The 14,394-nt window shown below is 62.0% G+C and carries 13 protein-coding genes; 3 read left to right on the top strand and 10 right to left on the bottom strand.

The features are described 5' to 3' along the window. The first annotated feature begins 49 nt into the window (after positions 1–49). The gene (locus AC1DOG_RS19775) at positions 50–1,546 is read left to right on the top strand and encodes an amino acid ABC transporter permease/ATP-binding protein (RefSeq protein WP_477930455.1); all 1,497 of its coding nucleotides are present in this window, start codon (positions 50–52) and stop codon (positions 1,544–1,546) included. Between the two features lie 80 nt (positions 1,547–1,626). Here the strand turns inward: AC1DOG_RS19775 and AC1DOG_RS19770 are convergent, their stop codons facing one another. Genes AC1DOG_RS19770 through AC1DOG_RS19760 form a run of 3 tightly spaced genes read right to left on the bottom strand, consistent with a single transcriptional unit; the run spans position 1,627 to position 5,725 of the window. Next, the gene (locus AC1DOG_RS19770) at positions 1,627–3,339 is read right to left on the bottom strand and encodes an acetyl/propionyl/methylcrotonyl-CoA carboxylase subunit alpha (RefSeq protein ID WP_477930453.1); all 1,713 of its coding nucleotides are present in this window, start codon (positions 3,337–3,339) and stop codon (positions 1,627–1,629) included. After that, positions 3,336–4,958 (bottom strand): 5-oxoprolinase subunit B/C family protein, encoded by a 1,623-nt coding sequence (locus tag AC1DOG_RS19765; protein WP_477930451.1) that lies wholly within the window; start codon positions 4,956–4,958, stop codon positions 3,336–3,338. Before AC1DOG_RS19765 ends, AC1DOG_RS19770 begins: the two co-directional genes overlap by 4 nt. Then, positions 4,955–5,725 (bottom strand): LamB/YcsF family protein, encoded by a 771-nt coding sequence (locus AC1DOG_RS19760; protein WP_477930449.1) that lies wholly within the window; start codon positions 5,723–5,725, stop codon positions 4,955–4,957. Before AC1DOG_RS19760 ends, AC1DOG_RS19765 begins: the two co-directional genes overlap by 4 nt. Before the next feature lie 179 nt (positions 5,726–5,904). Here AC1DOG_RS19760 and AC1DOG_RS19755 point away from each other — a divergent pair, with 179 nt between their 5' ends. Further along, entirely contained in the window at positions 5,905–6,588 is a 684-nt protein-coding gene (locus AC1DOG_RS19755; protein WP_477930447.1) for a GntR family transcriptional regulator, read from the top strand. Positions 6,589–6,601: 13 nt separating this feature from the next. Here AC1DOG_RS19755 and AC1DOG_RS19750 read toward each other — a convergent pair whose 3' ends face one another. The 3 genes from AC1DOG_RS19750 to AC1DOG_RS19740 all read right to left on the bottom strand — a co-directional run bounded on the left by AC1DOG_RS19750 (position 6,602) and on the right by AC1DOG_RS19740 (position 9,234). Beyond that, on the bottom strand, positions 6,602–7,360 hold the full coding sequence (locus tag AC1DOG_RS19750; RefSeq protein ID WP_210297259.1) for an ABC transporter permease: 759 nt from the start codon (positions 7,358–7,360) through the stop codon (positions 6,602–6,604). Further along, positions 7,345–8,118, bottom strand: coding sequence for an ABC transporter permease (locus tag AC1DOG_RS19745; RefSeq protein ID WP_477930444.1), 774 nt, complete (start codon positions 8,116–8,118; stop codon positions 7,345–7,347). Before AC1DOG_RS19745 ends, AC1DOG_RS19750 begins: the two co-directional genes overlap by 16 nt. A 108-nt stretch (positions 8,119–8,226) precedes the next feature. Next, positions 8,227–9,234 (bottom strand): ABC transporter substrate-binding protein, encoded by a 1,008-nt coding sequence (locus AC1DOG_RS19740; RefSeq protein ID WP_477930442.1) that lies wholly within the window; start codon positions 9,232–9,234, stop codon positions 8,227–8,229. 238 nt (positions 9,235–9,472) lie between these two features. Here AC1DOG_RS19740 and AC1DOG_RS19735 point away from each other — a divergent pair, with 238 nt between their 5' ends. Beyond that, positions 9,473–10,894: an amidase gene (locus tag AC1DOG_RS19735; RefSeq protein WP_477930440.1), complete on the top strand. Its 1,422-nt coding sequence runs from the start codon at positions 9,473–9,475 to the stop codon at positions 10,892–10,894. Between the two features lie 12 nt (positions 10,895–10,906). Here the strand turns inward: AC1DOG_RS19735 and AC1DOG_RS19730 are convergent, their stop codons facing one another. The 4 genes from AC1DOG_RS19730 to AC1DOG_RS19715 form a co-directional block, all read right to left on the bottom strand. Then, positions 10,907–11,854, bottom strand: a complete 948-nt coding sequence (locus AC1DOG_RS19730) for an NAD(P)-dependent oxidoreductase (RefSeq protein WP_112941208.1) — start codon at positions 11,852–11,854, stop codon at positions 10,907–10,909. Positions 11,855–11,918: 64 nt separating this feature from the next. Next, positions 11,919–12,638 carry a GntR family transcriptional regulator gene (locus AC1DOG_RS19725; protein ID WP_477930438.1) on the bottom strand — a complete coding sequence of 240 codons (720 nt, stop codon included), beginning with the start codon at positions 12,636–12,638 and terminating at the stop codon, positions 11,919–11,921. A gap of 73 nt (positions 12,639–12,711) precedes the next feature. Next, positions 12,712–13,545, bottom strand: coding sequence for an alpha/beta fold hydrolase (locus AC1DOG_RS19720; RefSeq protein WP_477930436.1), 834 nt, complete (start codon positions 13,543–13,545; stop codon positions 12,712–12,714). Positions 13,546–13,548: 3 nt separating this feature from the next. Next, positions 13,549–14,394 (bottom strand): carbohydrate ABC transporter permease, encoded by an 846-nt coding sequence (locus tag AC1DOG_RS19715; RefSeq protein ID WP_052213787.1) that lies wholly within the window; start codon positions 14,392–14,394, stop codon positions 13,549–13,551.

Here is a 14,394-nt window from a genome sequence, read left to right as displayed (position 1 = left end):
AGGAATGCGCGGCGCTTCGGCGCCGCTGCTCTTTTGGGGATACCCGCCCATGAATTTCGACTGGAACTACCTCTTTAGCCTCTTTCTTTATCCCGACTTCTGGCGCGCGACGGCGCTCGTGGCTTGGCTCGGCGTTTTGGCCTGGGTCATCGGTACCGTGCTCGGCTTCCTGCTCGCGCTCGCGCGGCAATCGAGCCTGCGCGCGGTGCGCTGGTCTGCGAAGACCTATATCTGGCTGTTTCGCAGCCTTCCGCTGCTGGTGCTGCTAATCTTCGTCTACAATCTCCCCCAGTTCATGCCGGCACTCGGGCCGGTGCTGTCGGTCCCCTTTTGGGCCGGGTTGATCGCGCTGGTCATCTCCGAAACCGCCTATCTCGCGGAAATCCACCGTGCCGGCCTCATCGCCGTCGATCCGGGGCAGCATGAGGCAGCGCACGCGCTCGGCGTACGCCCCGTCGGCAAATACCGGCATATCATACTGCCGCAGGCAATTCGCGTGGCGCTCCCTTCGCTTGGCAACGAGTTCATCACCATCGTGAAGCTGACTTCGCTTGTCTCGGTCATCTCGCTCGCGGAAATACTGCTCGTCGGCCAGCGGCTCTACACCCGCAACTTCATGGTCATCGAAACGCTGGTCGCGGTGTCGTTCTATTATGTTTTCGTCGTCTCGATCTTCAGCTTCTTCCTGGCCCGCCTCGAGGGTCGTCTCGATATTTCCAGGATGACCGGCGCCGAGATCGCGGTGCCGGCAGCTGTGGCCCACGCAGGCGCTGCGGGCGATGAACGCCGCGTCGGTGAAGAGGTCGTGGTCGGCATCGACCGTATAGCCAAGAGCTTCGGCGACAAGCGGGCTTTGGCCGATGTATCGCTCGATGTGCGCAAGGGCGAGGTGCTCAGCATCATCGGCCCCTCGGGCTCGGGCAAGACTACTCTCATTCGTACGATCAACGCCCTGCAGGACATCGACGACGGCTGCATCACGCTCGATGGAAACGAGTGGATCACGGCAGATGCCAAGGGTTACCGCATGGTGACCGGTTTCCATCACCGCGTGACCTGTCTCGGCATGGTTTTCCAGTCGTTCAACCTCTTCCCGCATATGACGGCGCTTGAGAACGTGACCTTCGGCCCGCGCTATCACGGCAATCGCGACAAGCAGGCTGTGCGCGCGGCGGCGATGAACCATCTGGCCCGCGTCGGTCTGGCAGCGCATGCCAACAAGTATCCGCACCAGCTCTCGGGTGGCCAGAAGCAGCGTGTCGCCATTGCCCGCGCGCTCGCCATGGACCCTGAGATCATGCTGTTCGACGAGCCGACCTCTGCGCTCGATCCTGAATTGGTCGGAGAGGTGCTGCAGGTCATCGAGGGTCTTGCCAGAGAGGGAATGACGATGATCATCGTTACGCACGAAATGCGTTTCGTCAGCCGCGTCAGCGATCGCGTCGTGATGATGGAAAACGGTCATGTCGTCGTGAACATGACGGCGCAGGAGCTGGAAAGCTCTCCGGCCGACAGCCGCATCCAGCAGTTCATGCGGCAGAGCTGATCGCTCTTTTATCATCTGAACAAAAGACGCCGGCGGATCGCAAGACCCGCCGGCGTCTTTATTTTGAGCTATCGTTGTCCTTACACGATAATACCCAGTTCCGCGCCGAGGCCGACGCTATCTCCGACCTTGGCGCTGAGCTTGATCGTGCCGGCCCTGGGCGCCGCAACGCGCGTCTCCATCTTCATGGCTTCGATGACCGCAACGATCTCGCCTTCGGCAACCGTCGCATTGTCGTCGACCAGCCACTGCCGGAACGTACCTGGGATGGGAGCGGTCACGGCGCCCTCGCGCTCATGGGATGCCTGGGGCGCAGCTGTTTGAGGGGTAACGGCGAGGCCGGAAAACAGCGCCGCCGGCAAGCCGATCTCGTGGCGCTTGCCGTCGATCTCGATGAAGCTGCGGATGAGACTGCCATCGGTGGGCTCTATTCTCGGCGAGGAGGTAACGCCGCGGAATTCGGTCTCGATCCAGTTGGTAAAGACCTTGAAGCCGTCCTCGCCGGTAAAGGCCTTCTCCTCGAGCACGGCACGGTGGAAAGGCAGCACGGATGCCACGCCTTCGATCCGGAATTCAGCGAGCGCGCGGCGGGCACGGACCAGCGCTTCCTCGCGAGTTGCACCTGTCACGATCAGCTTGGCCATCATGGAATCGTAGAGGCCGGGGATTTCCGAACCACTCTCCACGCCGGTGTCGAGGCGTATGCCTGGACCGGACGGTGCGCGGAAGCGCGTGATGAGGCCGGGCGTCGGCATGAAGCCGCGGCCCGGATCTTCGGCGTTGATACGGAACTCGAAGGCGTGGCCACGCGGTGCAGGCGTCTCTGTCACCGAGAGCTGTTCGCCATCGGCAATTCGCAGCTGTTCGATGACGATATCGATGCCGGTGGTTTCCTCGGTCACCGGATGCTCGACCTGCAGGCGCGTATTGACCTCGAGAAAGGAAATCGTGCCGTTCTGTGAGAGCAGGAACTCAACCGTACCGGCACCGGTATAGCCGGCTTTGGCGCAGATCGCGCGGGCGGCATCATGGATGCGCTGGCGCTGCTCTTCGGTGATGAAGGGCGCCGGTGCCTCTTCGACGAGTTTCTGGTTGCGGCGCTGGAGCGAGCAGTCGCGGGTGCCGAGGACGACTGTATTGCCGTGGCTATCGGCAATCACCTGCGCTTCGATGTGGCGCGGCTTTTCCAGGAACTGTTCGGCGTAGCATTCGCCGCGGCCGAAGGCTTCGACGGCCTCGCGAACGGCGGAATCGAAGAGCTCGCCGACTTCGTCAATATGGTGCGCCACCTTCATACCGCGCCCGCCGCCGCCGAATGCGGCCTTGATCGCCAGCGGCAATCCGGCCTGGCGGGCAAACGCGACGGCCTCGGCGGCAGAGGCCAGCGGGCCGGCGGAGCCCTTTACGAGCGGTGCGCCCACGCTTTCGGCAATCCGCCGTGCCTCGACCTTGTCGCCAAGGGCCCTGATGACATCAGGCGCGGGCCCAACCCAGATCAGCCCGGCGTCGATGACGGCCTGCGCGAACTCCGCGCGTTCCGAAAGAAAACCATAGCCCGGATGCACGGCATCGGCGCCAGCCCGTTTGGCGATTTCGAGGATCCTCTCAATATTAAGATAGGTGTCGACAGGTCGTCCAGCGCCAAGACCGTAGGCTTCGTCGGCAAGTTCGGCATGAAGCGAGCTTGCGTCGGCGTCCGAATAAATCGCAACCGAGGCGACGCCGTAGTCGCGGGCGGCGCGGATGATGCGGATGGCGATTTCGCCGCGATTGGCAATGAGCAGCTTTTTCATGAAATCAGTGTCCTGTTCGGCACGGTGCCGGCGATGACCTCTCGCGGCTCAAAGGCGGAGATCGGATTGAAACGAATGCGGGCCCCGATCGGGATCTGGCCGGCGAGGTCGAGATGGTGGCTGGCGACGACGCCTATGACGGGATAGCCGCCTGTCAGGGGATGATCGGCAAGGAAGAGCACGGGCTGGCCGCTATGCGGCACCTGGATCGCGCCGAGTGCCGTGCCTTCGGAAGGCAGTTCCGCATTGTCGGAACGCTCGATCGCCACCGTGCCGTCAAGGCGCATGCCGACGCGGCTGGATTGAGGCGTCACGTCCCATTCCTGCGATGTCAGCGTCGCGACGCCCTGCTCGGTGAACCAGTCAGTGCGCGGGCCGAGCACGATGTCGAGCGTCACGACTTCGCCGGCGCGCGGCAGGCGCCGCTGCGCGGCGTGGGTCTGCAAAACAGCAAGTGATCGACGCTCGGCCGCAACCAGAATGTCGCCGGACCCGATCGGCGCCGGGCCGACCTTGGCGAGCGTGTCGGTGGCCGCCGATCCGAGAACCGGCTGGACATCAAATCCACCGCGCAGGGCGAGATAGCTCATCATGCCCTCGGGTGGAATGCCCAGCACGAGTTCGTCGCCGGCATCAAGGGCGATCGGACTTGCGAAATTGGCGCTGCTCTCGCCACCAGCCGCGCTACGGATCGTCAAAGGGCAGGGCGCGCCGGTTGCCGCAACGGTCACCGGCCGATCGGCTTTGATGGCGAAGCCACCGAAAAGCACTTCGATTACGGCGGCATCGCGCGGGTTTCCGAGGCGGCGATTGGCCTCGATCATCGAGGTGCGATCGAGCGCGCCGGATTCCGAGACGCCCTGGCTGGCCAGGCCCGGTCGGCCGAGATCCTGGAACAGCGCCGGACGATCCGCGCGGGTGACCCGCAATCCGGCTTTCTGCACTAGGACCTTGTCGACCGACGGCTTGCACAAAGAGACAGGGATGACAGCGCCTTTGGCGATGTCACGAAAGCGAACGCGGTCGCCGGGCGCCAGCAGTGCGGCGCGCTCCCGTGTCGTGTCCCACATCGCGAGCGGGGTCTTGCCGAGCAGCTGCCAGCCGCCAGGGCTGTCGGACGGATAGATGCCGCCGAACTTGCCGGCGATGGCAACCGAGCCGGCCGGGATTTTTACGCGAGGGCTCTTCCGTCGGGGGACATCGAAGCGTGGATCGTCTGAGGTCATATAGGCGAAGCCAGGGGCAAAGCCGGTGAAGGCGACTGTGTACGTCGCCTCGGTGTGGCGCTGGATGACCTCTTCGATCGTGCAGCCGAGCATCTCGGCCACATCCCCAAGGTCTTCGCCATCATAGGTGACCGGGATTTCGAATAGTTCGCCGCCACGTGACGAGCGCGTGGAAAGGTCCAGGGCGGTGATCTTTTCGCAAAGCCCTGCGACGTTTGTCAGCCACGGATCGAAGCGCACCATGACGGTGCGCGCACCCGGGATGACTTCACGCACGCCTTCGATCCCCGCCGCCAGTATGGCGTCGAGCAGGGTCAGGGTCGCGGCGAGGTGGTCGAGTTCGACGAGGAAACTGTCGCTGCCTGAAGGCAGGAAACGCAGGCGCTCGCTCATGACGACATATCGACAAAGGACTTCAGCTCGACGCCGCGCGCTTCCAGCGTCTGCCGGAGCGTGCGGGCGATCGAGACGGCAGCCGGCGTATCGCCGTGAATGCAGATCGACTGCGCTTCGAGCGCGATCACGGTTCCGTCGATTGCAACAACGCGGCTTTCGTTGACCATGCGCAGCATGCGCTCGGCGACGGCTTGCGGGTCGTGGATCACCGAGCCGTCCAGCCGGCGGCTGACGAGGCTGCCGTCAATGTTATAGGCGCGGTCGGCGAAGGCTTCGCAAACGACGGTGAGCCCAGCCTCACGCGCTTGTTCCACGATGGGCGCGCCGGCCAGTGCCATCAGCACGAGGTCGGGGTCGACGGCCTTGATGCCTTCGATGACGTCGGCTGCCTGGCGGGCGTCATGGGCAATAGTGTTGTAGAGCGCGCCGTGCGGCTTCACGTAGCGCACTTTCGTTCCCGCCGCTTTCGCCAGGCCTTGCAGTGCGCCGATCTGGTAGACCGTGTCGCCGACGAGTTCGGCGCTCGACGGATCCATGTTGCGCCGGCCGAAGCCGACGAGATCGCGGTAACCGATATGGGCCCCGACGGCCACGCCACGAAGCGCGGCTTCCTTGAGAACCGTCAGGATTCCCGCGGGATCGCCGGCATGAAAGCCGCAGGCGATGTTGGCGCTAGTCACCGTCGCCAGCATGGCGGCGTCGTCGCCCATCGGCCACGGACCGAAGCTCTCGCCGAGATCGCTGTTCAGATCGATTGCCGCCATGTTCCATCTCCATTGAAAATACCGACGTCACAGATTATTGTTCAATAAAGCAATATCGATTGTTGAACAATATGTGCGGTGCGTGTTTTTGAAGCGTGCTGCGGAGTGGGTGGTAGGCCCGGCTCGCATGCGCTCAGGTCGATATGGTGTCTCGGATTTGCAGGGAAAGGGCATTGAGAATGTCTGCGGCGATTGCTGAAATGGACGACGCACCGCTCACGGCGCAGATTGCGGGAAAGATCCGCGAGATGCTTATCTCAGGCGAACTGGCGCCGGGCGCCAAGCTTTCCGAACAGCAGATCGCCGGCCAGTTCGGGATCTCGCGCAACACACTGCGCGAAATATTCCGGCTGCTGACCAGCCAGAACCTGTTGGTTCACATACCCAACCGCGGGGTCTTCGTTGCCACTCCGGGCGAGGCTTCCGTCGTGGACATCTACAGGGTGAGGCATGTCATCCAGAAAGGCGCCGTTCGCGCCGCTGTGCGCACACACCCGGCATTGGCGCGCATGAGGGAACTCCTGACGCGCACCGAGGCGTCGCGTGAGGCTGGCGACTGGAGAAGCGTCGGCACGATCAATATGGAGTTTCATCGTTCGATGGTCGAGCTATGCGATAGTCCGCGGCTAAGCGCATCCTTTGAACTTGTTCTGGCGGAGCTCCGCTTGGTGTTCGCTCAGTTCGAGGATACCGCCCATCTTCACGATCCCTACATCGCCCTGAATTGCGAGCTTCTTGTATTGCTAGAGGCCGGGGACATCGAGGCGGCATCGGATAAATTGGACGCGTATCTTGCGCGCTCGGAGAGATCAGTTCTTGCGGCTCTACAAACCGCCAAGCAGAAGACGTCTCCTCGCATATGACGATTGGGTCATCTCACCGCCACCAGACCAGGCGCCTGTCCGCTGCGACCAAAAGGCCGTAGAGCGAAAGGCTCGTCAAGGACGATACAAGAATGGCCGACCAGACCGTCTGCGAGTCCATCTCTGCGGTGGCGCGATAGACGATCTGACCTATACCCTTGTAAGCGCCGAGCATCTCGGCGACGATTACCGCGATAGTGCTGCGTGCAAGACCAATGCGCAAGCCAGTTGCGATGGACGGCATGGCAGCCGGAAGCTGCAGGCGCCACAGAAGCGCAAACGGACCAGCGCCAAAGCTGCGCAGAAGATTAAGATGTCCGTTTTCAGTGCGCGAGAAGCCTTCCAGTGCCGACAACAACACCGCGAAACTAACGGCGAGAGCTGCAATTGCGACCTTCGAGGCGGCACCCATGCCGAACCACAACAGCGCGAGTGGCACGAAGGCGATCGACGGAACCGTGTTCAAGGCGATAATCAGAGGAAGTAGCAGGATGCGCAGCGTCGGCATGAGAAGAAACAAACAGGCAAACAGCAAACCGAGCGCCGACCCAAGTATGAAGCCGGAAATGGCCTCGAGCGTGGTCAACCAAAGGCCGTCGGCAATGTGTGGTAGCGACGTCATGGTGGCTGACGCTATGGCGCTTGGTGCGGGCAAGACATATTGCGGTATGTTGCCGAAGGACGCAGCAACCTCCCAGACGATGAGAAGCATTGCGATGGCGAAAAGGACAGGAACAGCCTCGGTGGCCACGGTTTTCAGACGATTCGCCACCAGACGTACTTCCTTTCAAGGAGAGCTAGAAGACCATAAAGCAGCGCCCCAAGCAGACCGCAGATGACGATCAAGGCCCAGACCCGCTCTACCTGTTCAAAATAGAGTGCCTGCAACAACATCACGCCAAGTCCAACATTATCGCCGAACCACTCGCCCACGATGGCTCCGATCAGGCTGAGCGACACGCCGAGCTTCAGACCGGTGACGACCGAGGGCATCGCAGTAGGCAAGGCGAGGCGCCAGAAGATCTGGGCCCTCGATGCGCCGAAACTCAAAAACAGCGCGACGCGCTTTTCGTCGACCATCTGCAAGCCGCGCAGAGTGGCAACCGAAACAGGAAAGAAGGTGAGGTAAAGTGCTATAGCGACTTTGGCGAGAATGCCATTGCCGAACCAGATGACGACAATGGCGCCGAAAGCGATCACGGGAACGCTTTGCAGCGCAACAAAGAGTGGCAATACCGAGCGCTCGAGGAACCGGCTACTGGAGAAAAGGACGCCGAAACCGGCCCCCATCGCCACGCCGGCGACGAAGCCGAGCACGGTCTCGACCAGTGTGTGCAGGAAACTGTTCCAAAGTTCGGAGCTGACGGATGCGGCGTCAGCGATCACGCGCCCGAGCGCCGGAAGATAGCGCGGTGGCAYGTCAAAAAACGGCACGAGCACCAGCCAAGCGAAAACCGCAAGCACGATGCCGGCCGCTGGGTGCTCAAGGAAAAGACGTCGCCTCATGAAAACTCCTGAGATATAGGCCAAACCGCCCCAAGCCGCGCGGCAGCGTGAGCGAGCGGTTCTCCACACCACGCGTATTTGACGTTCGAGACGGGAGCGGACCCAAATAGGATCCGCTTCCGATTGGTTCGATTACATCGATTTCGCGGATGCTGGCGTCTTGCCCCAGAAGGTCTGATCGAAGGCGGCTTCCAGATCGACCGGCTTCTTCAGTGCCTTGTATTCGATCAGACTGTCGTGAACGGCTTTGATCGATGTCATGTCGATGGCGCCCAGGCCCTGGCTGCCGCCGAGCTTGGCGCGCATCAGCTTTTCGATTTCATCGAGCATCAGCTCCTGGTGCTTGCGCTCGAGACCGGAACCTGCCGCCATTATGATATCCGTGGCTTCGGCCTTGTTTTCGAAGGCGTACTTCCATCCCTTGAGCGTCGCGTCGAGAAAGGCCTGAACGACTTCTGGCTTCTCCTTGATCATCTTTTCCGAAGTGACGATCGAATCCTGCTGCGTCGTCACGCCGGAATCGTCGGGTAGGAAGGTTTTAATGTTGTTGATGCCTTGTTCCTTCAGCGTATTCAGCTCGTTGTAGAGCGTCACGGTCGCGACCTCGTACTGCTTGTCGATGAAGGGCTGCATAGAGAAGGGCTGTGAGACGACATTGACGTCGCTCTGCGACAAACCTTCATGCGCGAGCACGGAGTAGAGCGTGAACTGCGGCCCGGTCATCCAGGTTGCGACCGACTTGCCCTTGAAATCCTTGACCGAGTTGATGCCCGAACTGTCGTAGGTAACATAGGCGAATGGTGTCATCTGCTGCGACATGCCGATGCAGATCAGCGGCAGGCCCTTTTCGCGTGCATAGAGAACGCCTTCAGTGCCACTGGCGATACCGAATGTGTCCGCGCCTGAGGCAACCAGTGTTTCGACGTTAATGTTCGGGCCGCCGGGGCTGATCGTCGCGTCGAGACCGGCGTCTTTGTAGAAGCCCTTGGCCTTAGCGACGTAGACGCCGGCGAACTGCGCCTGGGCGACCCATTTCAGCCGAATGGAAATGGCCTCCGCGGCATGGGGCGAGACCGAGCCACCGATTGCGGCGGCAAGAAATGCAAGTGAGAAAACACTATGCTTGAAATTGCGCTTCATGATGTAGTTCCCCATTTTGTGTATGCAGAAAGATGATTGCAATATACATGCCAATTCAAGACTCGGCATTTTTGCCTGAAAACGGACTGTTCATGCGGATGGGCCGTGCATAATCCAGTCCTCGCTGATTATAAAATGCAATATTTGCCTAATATGTATTCAATTTTGACAAGTGTGATTTTTTTAGGCTGAATTGAGTGCGCCTATGCCGTATCGAACATGCAAAAAAGGATGACTGATGAGTAACGAGCCCCTGTGGTCTGCCGAATTTACCCAGCTTGGAGAGGTCATGCGCAGGGGGGCGGTTTCCTCGGTTGCGTTGACAGAACTCATGCTCGAGCGGATCTCTACGCATGACGGGGCACTACACTCCTATGCCGCCGTTGCGCGGGACGTGGCTCTCGCCGCAGCGCGCAACGCGGATGCCGAGATTAAGGCTGGGAACTGGCGCGGACCACTGCATGGAATTCCGCTAGCCGTTAAGGATGCCTTCGCCACCGCCGACATTCCGACGGGTTTTGGTAGTCCTGTCTTCGCCGGTCAGGAGATAGGCGAGGACTCGACTGCGACGGCGCGTCTGCGGGCAGCGGGTGCCGTGATGCTTGGCAAGCTGACTTTGACTGAAGGCGTCTATGCCGATCACCATCCGTCGATCACACCACCTATCAATCCTTTTGGCGCCGCGCACTGGACCGGAACGTCGTCATCGGGTTCGGGCGTGGCGGTCACGTCGGGCCTTGCCTATGGCACACTCGGCACCGACACGGGCGGCTCCATTCGCCTACCGTCGTCCTGCTGCGGTGTCGTTGGCATCAAGCCGACATGGGGGCGCGTGAGCCGCCACGGCGTCTTTCCCCTTGCGAACTCTCTCGATCACGTCGGGCCGATGGCCCGCAGCGTGGCCGATGCGTCGGCTCTTCTCGGCGCCATCGCCGGGCCGGACGCGGCGGATCCGACCGCCGCGCAGGTTCCCGTCGATGACTATCTCGCCGCTGCTCTGTCCGCTGATGTCAACGGCCTGACGATCGGCATCGATCGGGCCTTCATTGCGTCACGCGCGACGGACGAGGTGGTGGCGTCGATCGAGGCGGCGGTCGAGGTGATGCGCGGGCTTGGCGCCCGTTTCGTGGATGTCAGCTTTCCCGATCCCGATCTGGTGCTGCGCGGCTGGTCCGTGCAGTGCGCGGTCGAATGCGCGATGGCGCATGAAGCGACCTATCCGGCGCGCAAGGCGGAGTATGGCAAGCGACTGTCCGCTCTTTTGGAGCGCGGCCGTGCCTACACGGCGCGCGATATGGCGGTAGCGCTGGAGGATCGCCGCGAATTCAACGGCCGGATCGCGCGCATGTTCGCCGATATCGACCTGCTCATGGTGCCCGGATTGCCGGTTGCCGGCCCCTCTTTGGAGTTCATGTCATCGCTCGGCGAAGACCCCGCCGCGATCCTTGCCATCGGGCCGTTCACGGCGCCTTTCGACGTCTGCGGTTACCCGACGATCACCATGCCTTGCGGTGAGAGCACCAAGGGAATTCCCGTCGGCTTCCAGTTCGTCGGTCGCCCCTTCGCCGAGGCTTTACTGTGCCGGGCCGGCGGAGCCTACCAGACGAGGACGTCGTTCCACCGCAGACGTCCGACGCTTCGGGGCGAGGTTTCAGAGTGAGGTCGACCCGGGTCAGTAGCCGCGCGCGGGATCGACCAGCGCCTCGAGCTCTTCGCCATTCAGATAGGCGTCGAGGTTCTTCATCAACCGGTCCTGGAAAACCCGGTCCTGATCACCGCCCGCCCATGAAATGTGCGGGCTTATGAAGACGTTGGGCAAGGTGTAGAGCGGGTGACCGTCCGGCAGCGGCTCCGGCGTGGTCACGTCGAGCGTCGCGCTGCCGATATCTCCCGCAACGATTGCCGCTACCAGCGCTTCCTGATCGATGAGGCTGCCGCGGGATATATTGACGATGTGCAAGCCCGGCTTGGCGGCGCGGAAGAGGTCGGCACCGATCAAACCTTCCGTTTCCAATGTCAGCGGCGCGGCGATGACGAGGTGGTCGGCGGTTGCGAAGATCTCGTCGATCCCGGCCGCTGCGATGCCCCGCTCACCCTCCCAGGCCGTGCGGCGGTTGACCATGACATTCATGTCGAAGGCAAGCGCCCGGCGGGCGATCGCCTGGCCGAGGCTTCCGTAGCCGATGAGGCCGAGCGTCTTGCCATATAGGCGGCCGATGTCGTGCCGGCGCCAGTCCGCCTCGCTGCGGGCACGCGTCTCTTCCAGCCGCTTTTCGCTGCGCAGTATCGCCGCGAAGACGAACTCGGCGATCGGCAGTGCGTTCAGTCCGCGCCCGCAGGTCATAACCCGATCCCGCAGGAGGGTCGGTGGATAGATCTCGATGCCCGTCGTCTGCGATTGCACCCATTTCAGCCGCTCTGGAAACCGCCAGTCGCGCGGCGCCTGTTTCCAGTTGGCAAAGCCTCCCGTCACAAGAATGTCGGCCTCGGGCACGATCTTCCATGGCTCGTCCGGAAAGGAACTCTGGATCACGATGGGTCGGGAAGGATGCTCCTCGAGCGTCTTGCCGAGTTCCGGGCCAAGCTGGTTGAGGATCACGGGGCGTTCTGATGCGGGCATATGTTTCCTCCTCCCGCGCGACGATTGCCGCGCGGTCTTCTTGCGAGCGCGAAGCTCGTTCGTGTTACTGAGCGCGGCTCATATGTGCCGGCAACGACGAAATGAAATCGGTCAGCTGATCGCCGAGCAGCTGGACGTGATCGCTGGCCGCCTTGCGCGCCCCTTCCGGATCACCGGCATCGATCGCGTCCATGATGCGGACGTGCTCGGTCAGCGTGCTCAGCATGCGGCCAGGCTGGTAGGTGGCGCGCATGCGGTAGGCACCGATGCGGCGGCGAAGCTGGATCGCCTGGTCGGCGATGAAATGCGTGTGGGCCGCCTCGTAAAGCTGGTCGTGGAACTTCTGGTTCACCTTGTAGAAGGCGACAGGGTCACCGGAATTGTAGGCTTCGACCAGTTCCTCGTGCACCTTGCGCATACCAGCGCGCTCCGCAGGTGTCGCGCGGCGGGCGGCGAGTCGGGCGCAGAGACCTTCAAGAGCCGACATCACGTCGAACATCTCGATCAGCGCCGGAATGGAGAGCAGGGCAACATGGGTGCCCTGCCGGCCGCGCGTCTCGACGAGCCCTATCGCCAGCAGCGCCTTGATTGCTTCGCGCACCGGCGTGCGTGACAGGCCGAAGCGGCGCGCGAGCTCCATCTCGTCCAGCCGCTCGCCGGGTTCGAGCCTGCCGTCAAGGATCATCTGCTCGAGCTGCTCACGCAGCTCGCCGGCGCGGGTCGGAGCGCGCATACCGTTTGCCGCCTCGGGCAGACGCGTGTCATCCTGATCCAATACGGTCACTCCTCTCGCGGAACTGCGAATGGCCAATTTGTATTTTGCTGGCGGCATTTATACTTTTCTTTTCGCTCTGCATTCAATGGGTGGTGAGTGGGTATACGAATGTAGCAAGGCAGGTTCGGAGCTTTTCCACAATCATCACGGGAGCTTCGATCATCGGAAAGTGACCAGAGTCGTATTCGACGACATCGGTGCTGCTGAAACAGTCCATTGGCGCCGGATCCGCCAGTCGCGCGACCCAGGCCGAATTGAGCATCACGGCGGGACAGGCGACGAGCGGCCAGCGCTCTTGCGCGTCCCAGGCGAAGAGGTCGTCCTTGACGTCAAGCGCGAAGGCGGCGGGAGCCGAGGCGATCATGCTGTCGGTGATCGACTGGCGCATCGCCTCGTCGGTGGAGGGATGCACAATGATGTCGATCATGGCGCGCATGCGGCCCGCGTAGTCGGCGGCGAACTCCTCGTGGCGTCTGACGAGCTCGTCGTCGGGAACACGACCGTAATAGTCGCGGTCCGTCAACGTATCGAGGCCGATCAAGGCCCTCACGCGGTCCGGTGCGATGATCGCCACCTCGGTCATGATCGGGCCGCCCATGGAGTGACCGATCAACGTCGCTCCTTCGATGCTAAGATGAGTCAGGAGATGTGCGACTGCAGCGCCCATCGCGCGGATCGTCTGGCCGGCTGGCGGCGGCGGGAGCGTGCCACCGAAACCGGGATGCGAGACCGCCAGCACGCGGTGGTCTCGCGCCAGTTCGGGCGCGATCGCGTTCCAATGCTCTGCGTTGCCGCACCAGCCGTGGATCAGCACGAGCCAATCGCCTTCGCTTCCGAAGACGCGATAGCCGATCTGTCCGCCCATCGGGGCGTCCAGTGTCGAAAGCTGGGCAAGGCCGCGTGCCGGTGCGTTCATGGCCTAGCCCTTGATCCCGCTGGTGGTCATGCCCTGCGTGAAATACTTCTGTAACAGCAGGAAGAGCAGGATGAGCGGAACGGTAGCGACAGTCGCGCCGGCAAAGGTTTCGCCCCAGTTCGGCAACTGTGTCGGCGAGCCCTGCTGGGCAATCGCCACCTGGATGACCTGGATTGCCGGATCCTGGATGATGACGAGTGGCCACAGGAAGCTGTTCCACGAAAACAGGAAGGTGATGAGGCCAAGCGTCAGCATCGGCACCTTCACATTCGGCAGCACGATTGAAAAGAAGATGCGCACATGACCGGCGCCGTCGATCCGCGCGGCGTCCTCGAGTTCGACCGGCAGTTCCTCGAACGCCTGCTTCAGCAGGAACAGACCGAACGGGCTGGCAATCCACGGGATCATGACGCCGAGCAGCGTGTTGGAGAGGCCGAGGCCGGAAACCACCTGATAGAGGGGCACCATCATCGCCTCGATCGGTAGCAGGAAAGTGAGGAGGATCAGCACGAAAACGATCTTCGCGCCGGGAAAGCGGATGCGCGTCAGCGAATAGGCTGCCATCGAGCAGAGCAGCAGCGTCAGAGCCACCTGCCCGCCGGCAACGATGGCGGTGTTCATCAGCGCGGTCAGCACGTTGGTGCGCTCGAACAGCGTGCGATAGTTTTCGAACGTTCCCTCGACGGGCAGGAAGGCGCGCCAGGAGAGCGGCGTAACGTCGTTAAACAGCGTCAGCTGGTTCTTGAAGGACGACGAGACGATCCAGGCATAGGGCGCCAGGAAGCAGCACAGGATGACGACGATGACGAGGGCGACCATGGCGCCGCGCCGGAGATGTTGCTTCTTCAT

The sequence above is a fragment of the Rhizobium sp. 01N48 genome (assembly GCF_056399145.1).
The sequence above is the reverse complement of the archived record's forward strand: the minus strand, read 5'-3'. Positions and strand labels throughout refer to the sequence as shown.

Bases quoted from the DNA above. Each gene is read 5' to 3' on its own strand.
- AC1DOG_RS19775 (WP_477930455.1), top strand. From the start codon at position 50: ATGAATTTCGACTGGAACTACCTCTTTAGCCTCTTTCTTTATCCCGAC.
- AC1DOG_RS19770 (WP_477930453.1), bottom strand. From the start codon at position 3,339: ATGAAAAAGCTGCTCATTGCCAATCGCGGCGAAATCGCCATCCGCATC.
- AC1DOG_RS19765 (WP_477930451.1), bottom strand. From the start codon at position 4,958: ATGAGCGAGCGCCTGCGTTTCCTGCCTTCAGGCAGCGACAGTTTCCTC.
- AC1DOG_RS19760 (WP_477930449.1), bottom strand. From the start codon at position 5,725: ATGGCGGCAATCGATCTGAACAGCGATCTCGGCGAGAGCTTCGGTCCG.
- AC1DOG_RS19755 (WP_477930447.1), top strand. From the start codon at position 5,905: ATGTCTGCGGCGATTGCTGAAATGGACGACGCACCGCTCACGGCGCAG.
- AC1DOG_RS19740 (WP_477930442.1), bottom strand. From the start codon at position 9,234: ATGAAGCGCAATTTCAAGCATAGTGTTTTCTCACTTGCATTTCTTGCC.
- AC1DOG_RS19735 (WP_477930440.1), top strand. From the start codon at position 9,473: ATGAGTAACGAGCCCCTGTGGTCTGCCGAATTTACCCAGCTTGGAGAG.
- AC1DOG_RS19730 (WP_112941208.1), bottom strand. From the start codon at position 11,854: ATGCCCGCATCAGAACGCCCCGTGATCCTCAACCAGCTTGGCCCGGAA.
- AC1DOG_RS19720 (WP_477930436.1), bottom strand. From the start codon at position 13,545: ATGAACGCACCGGCACGCGGCCTTGCCCAGCTTTCGACACTGGACGCC.
- AC1DOG_RS19715 (WP_052213787.1), bottom strand. From the start codon at position 14,394: ATGAAGAAGCAACATCTCCGGCGCGGCGCCATGGTCGCCCTCGTCATC.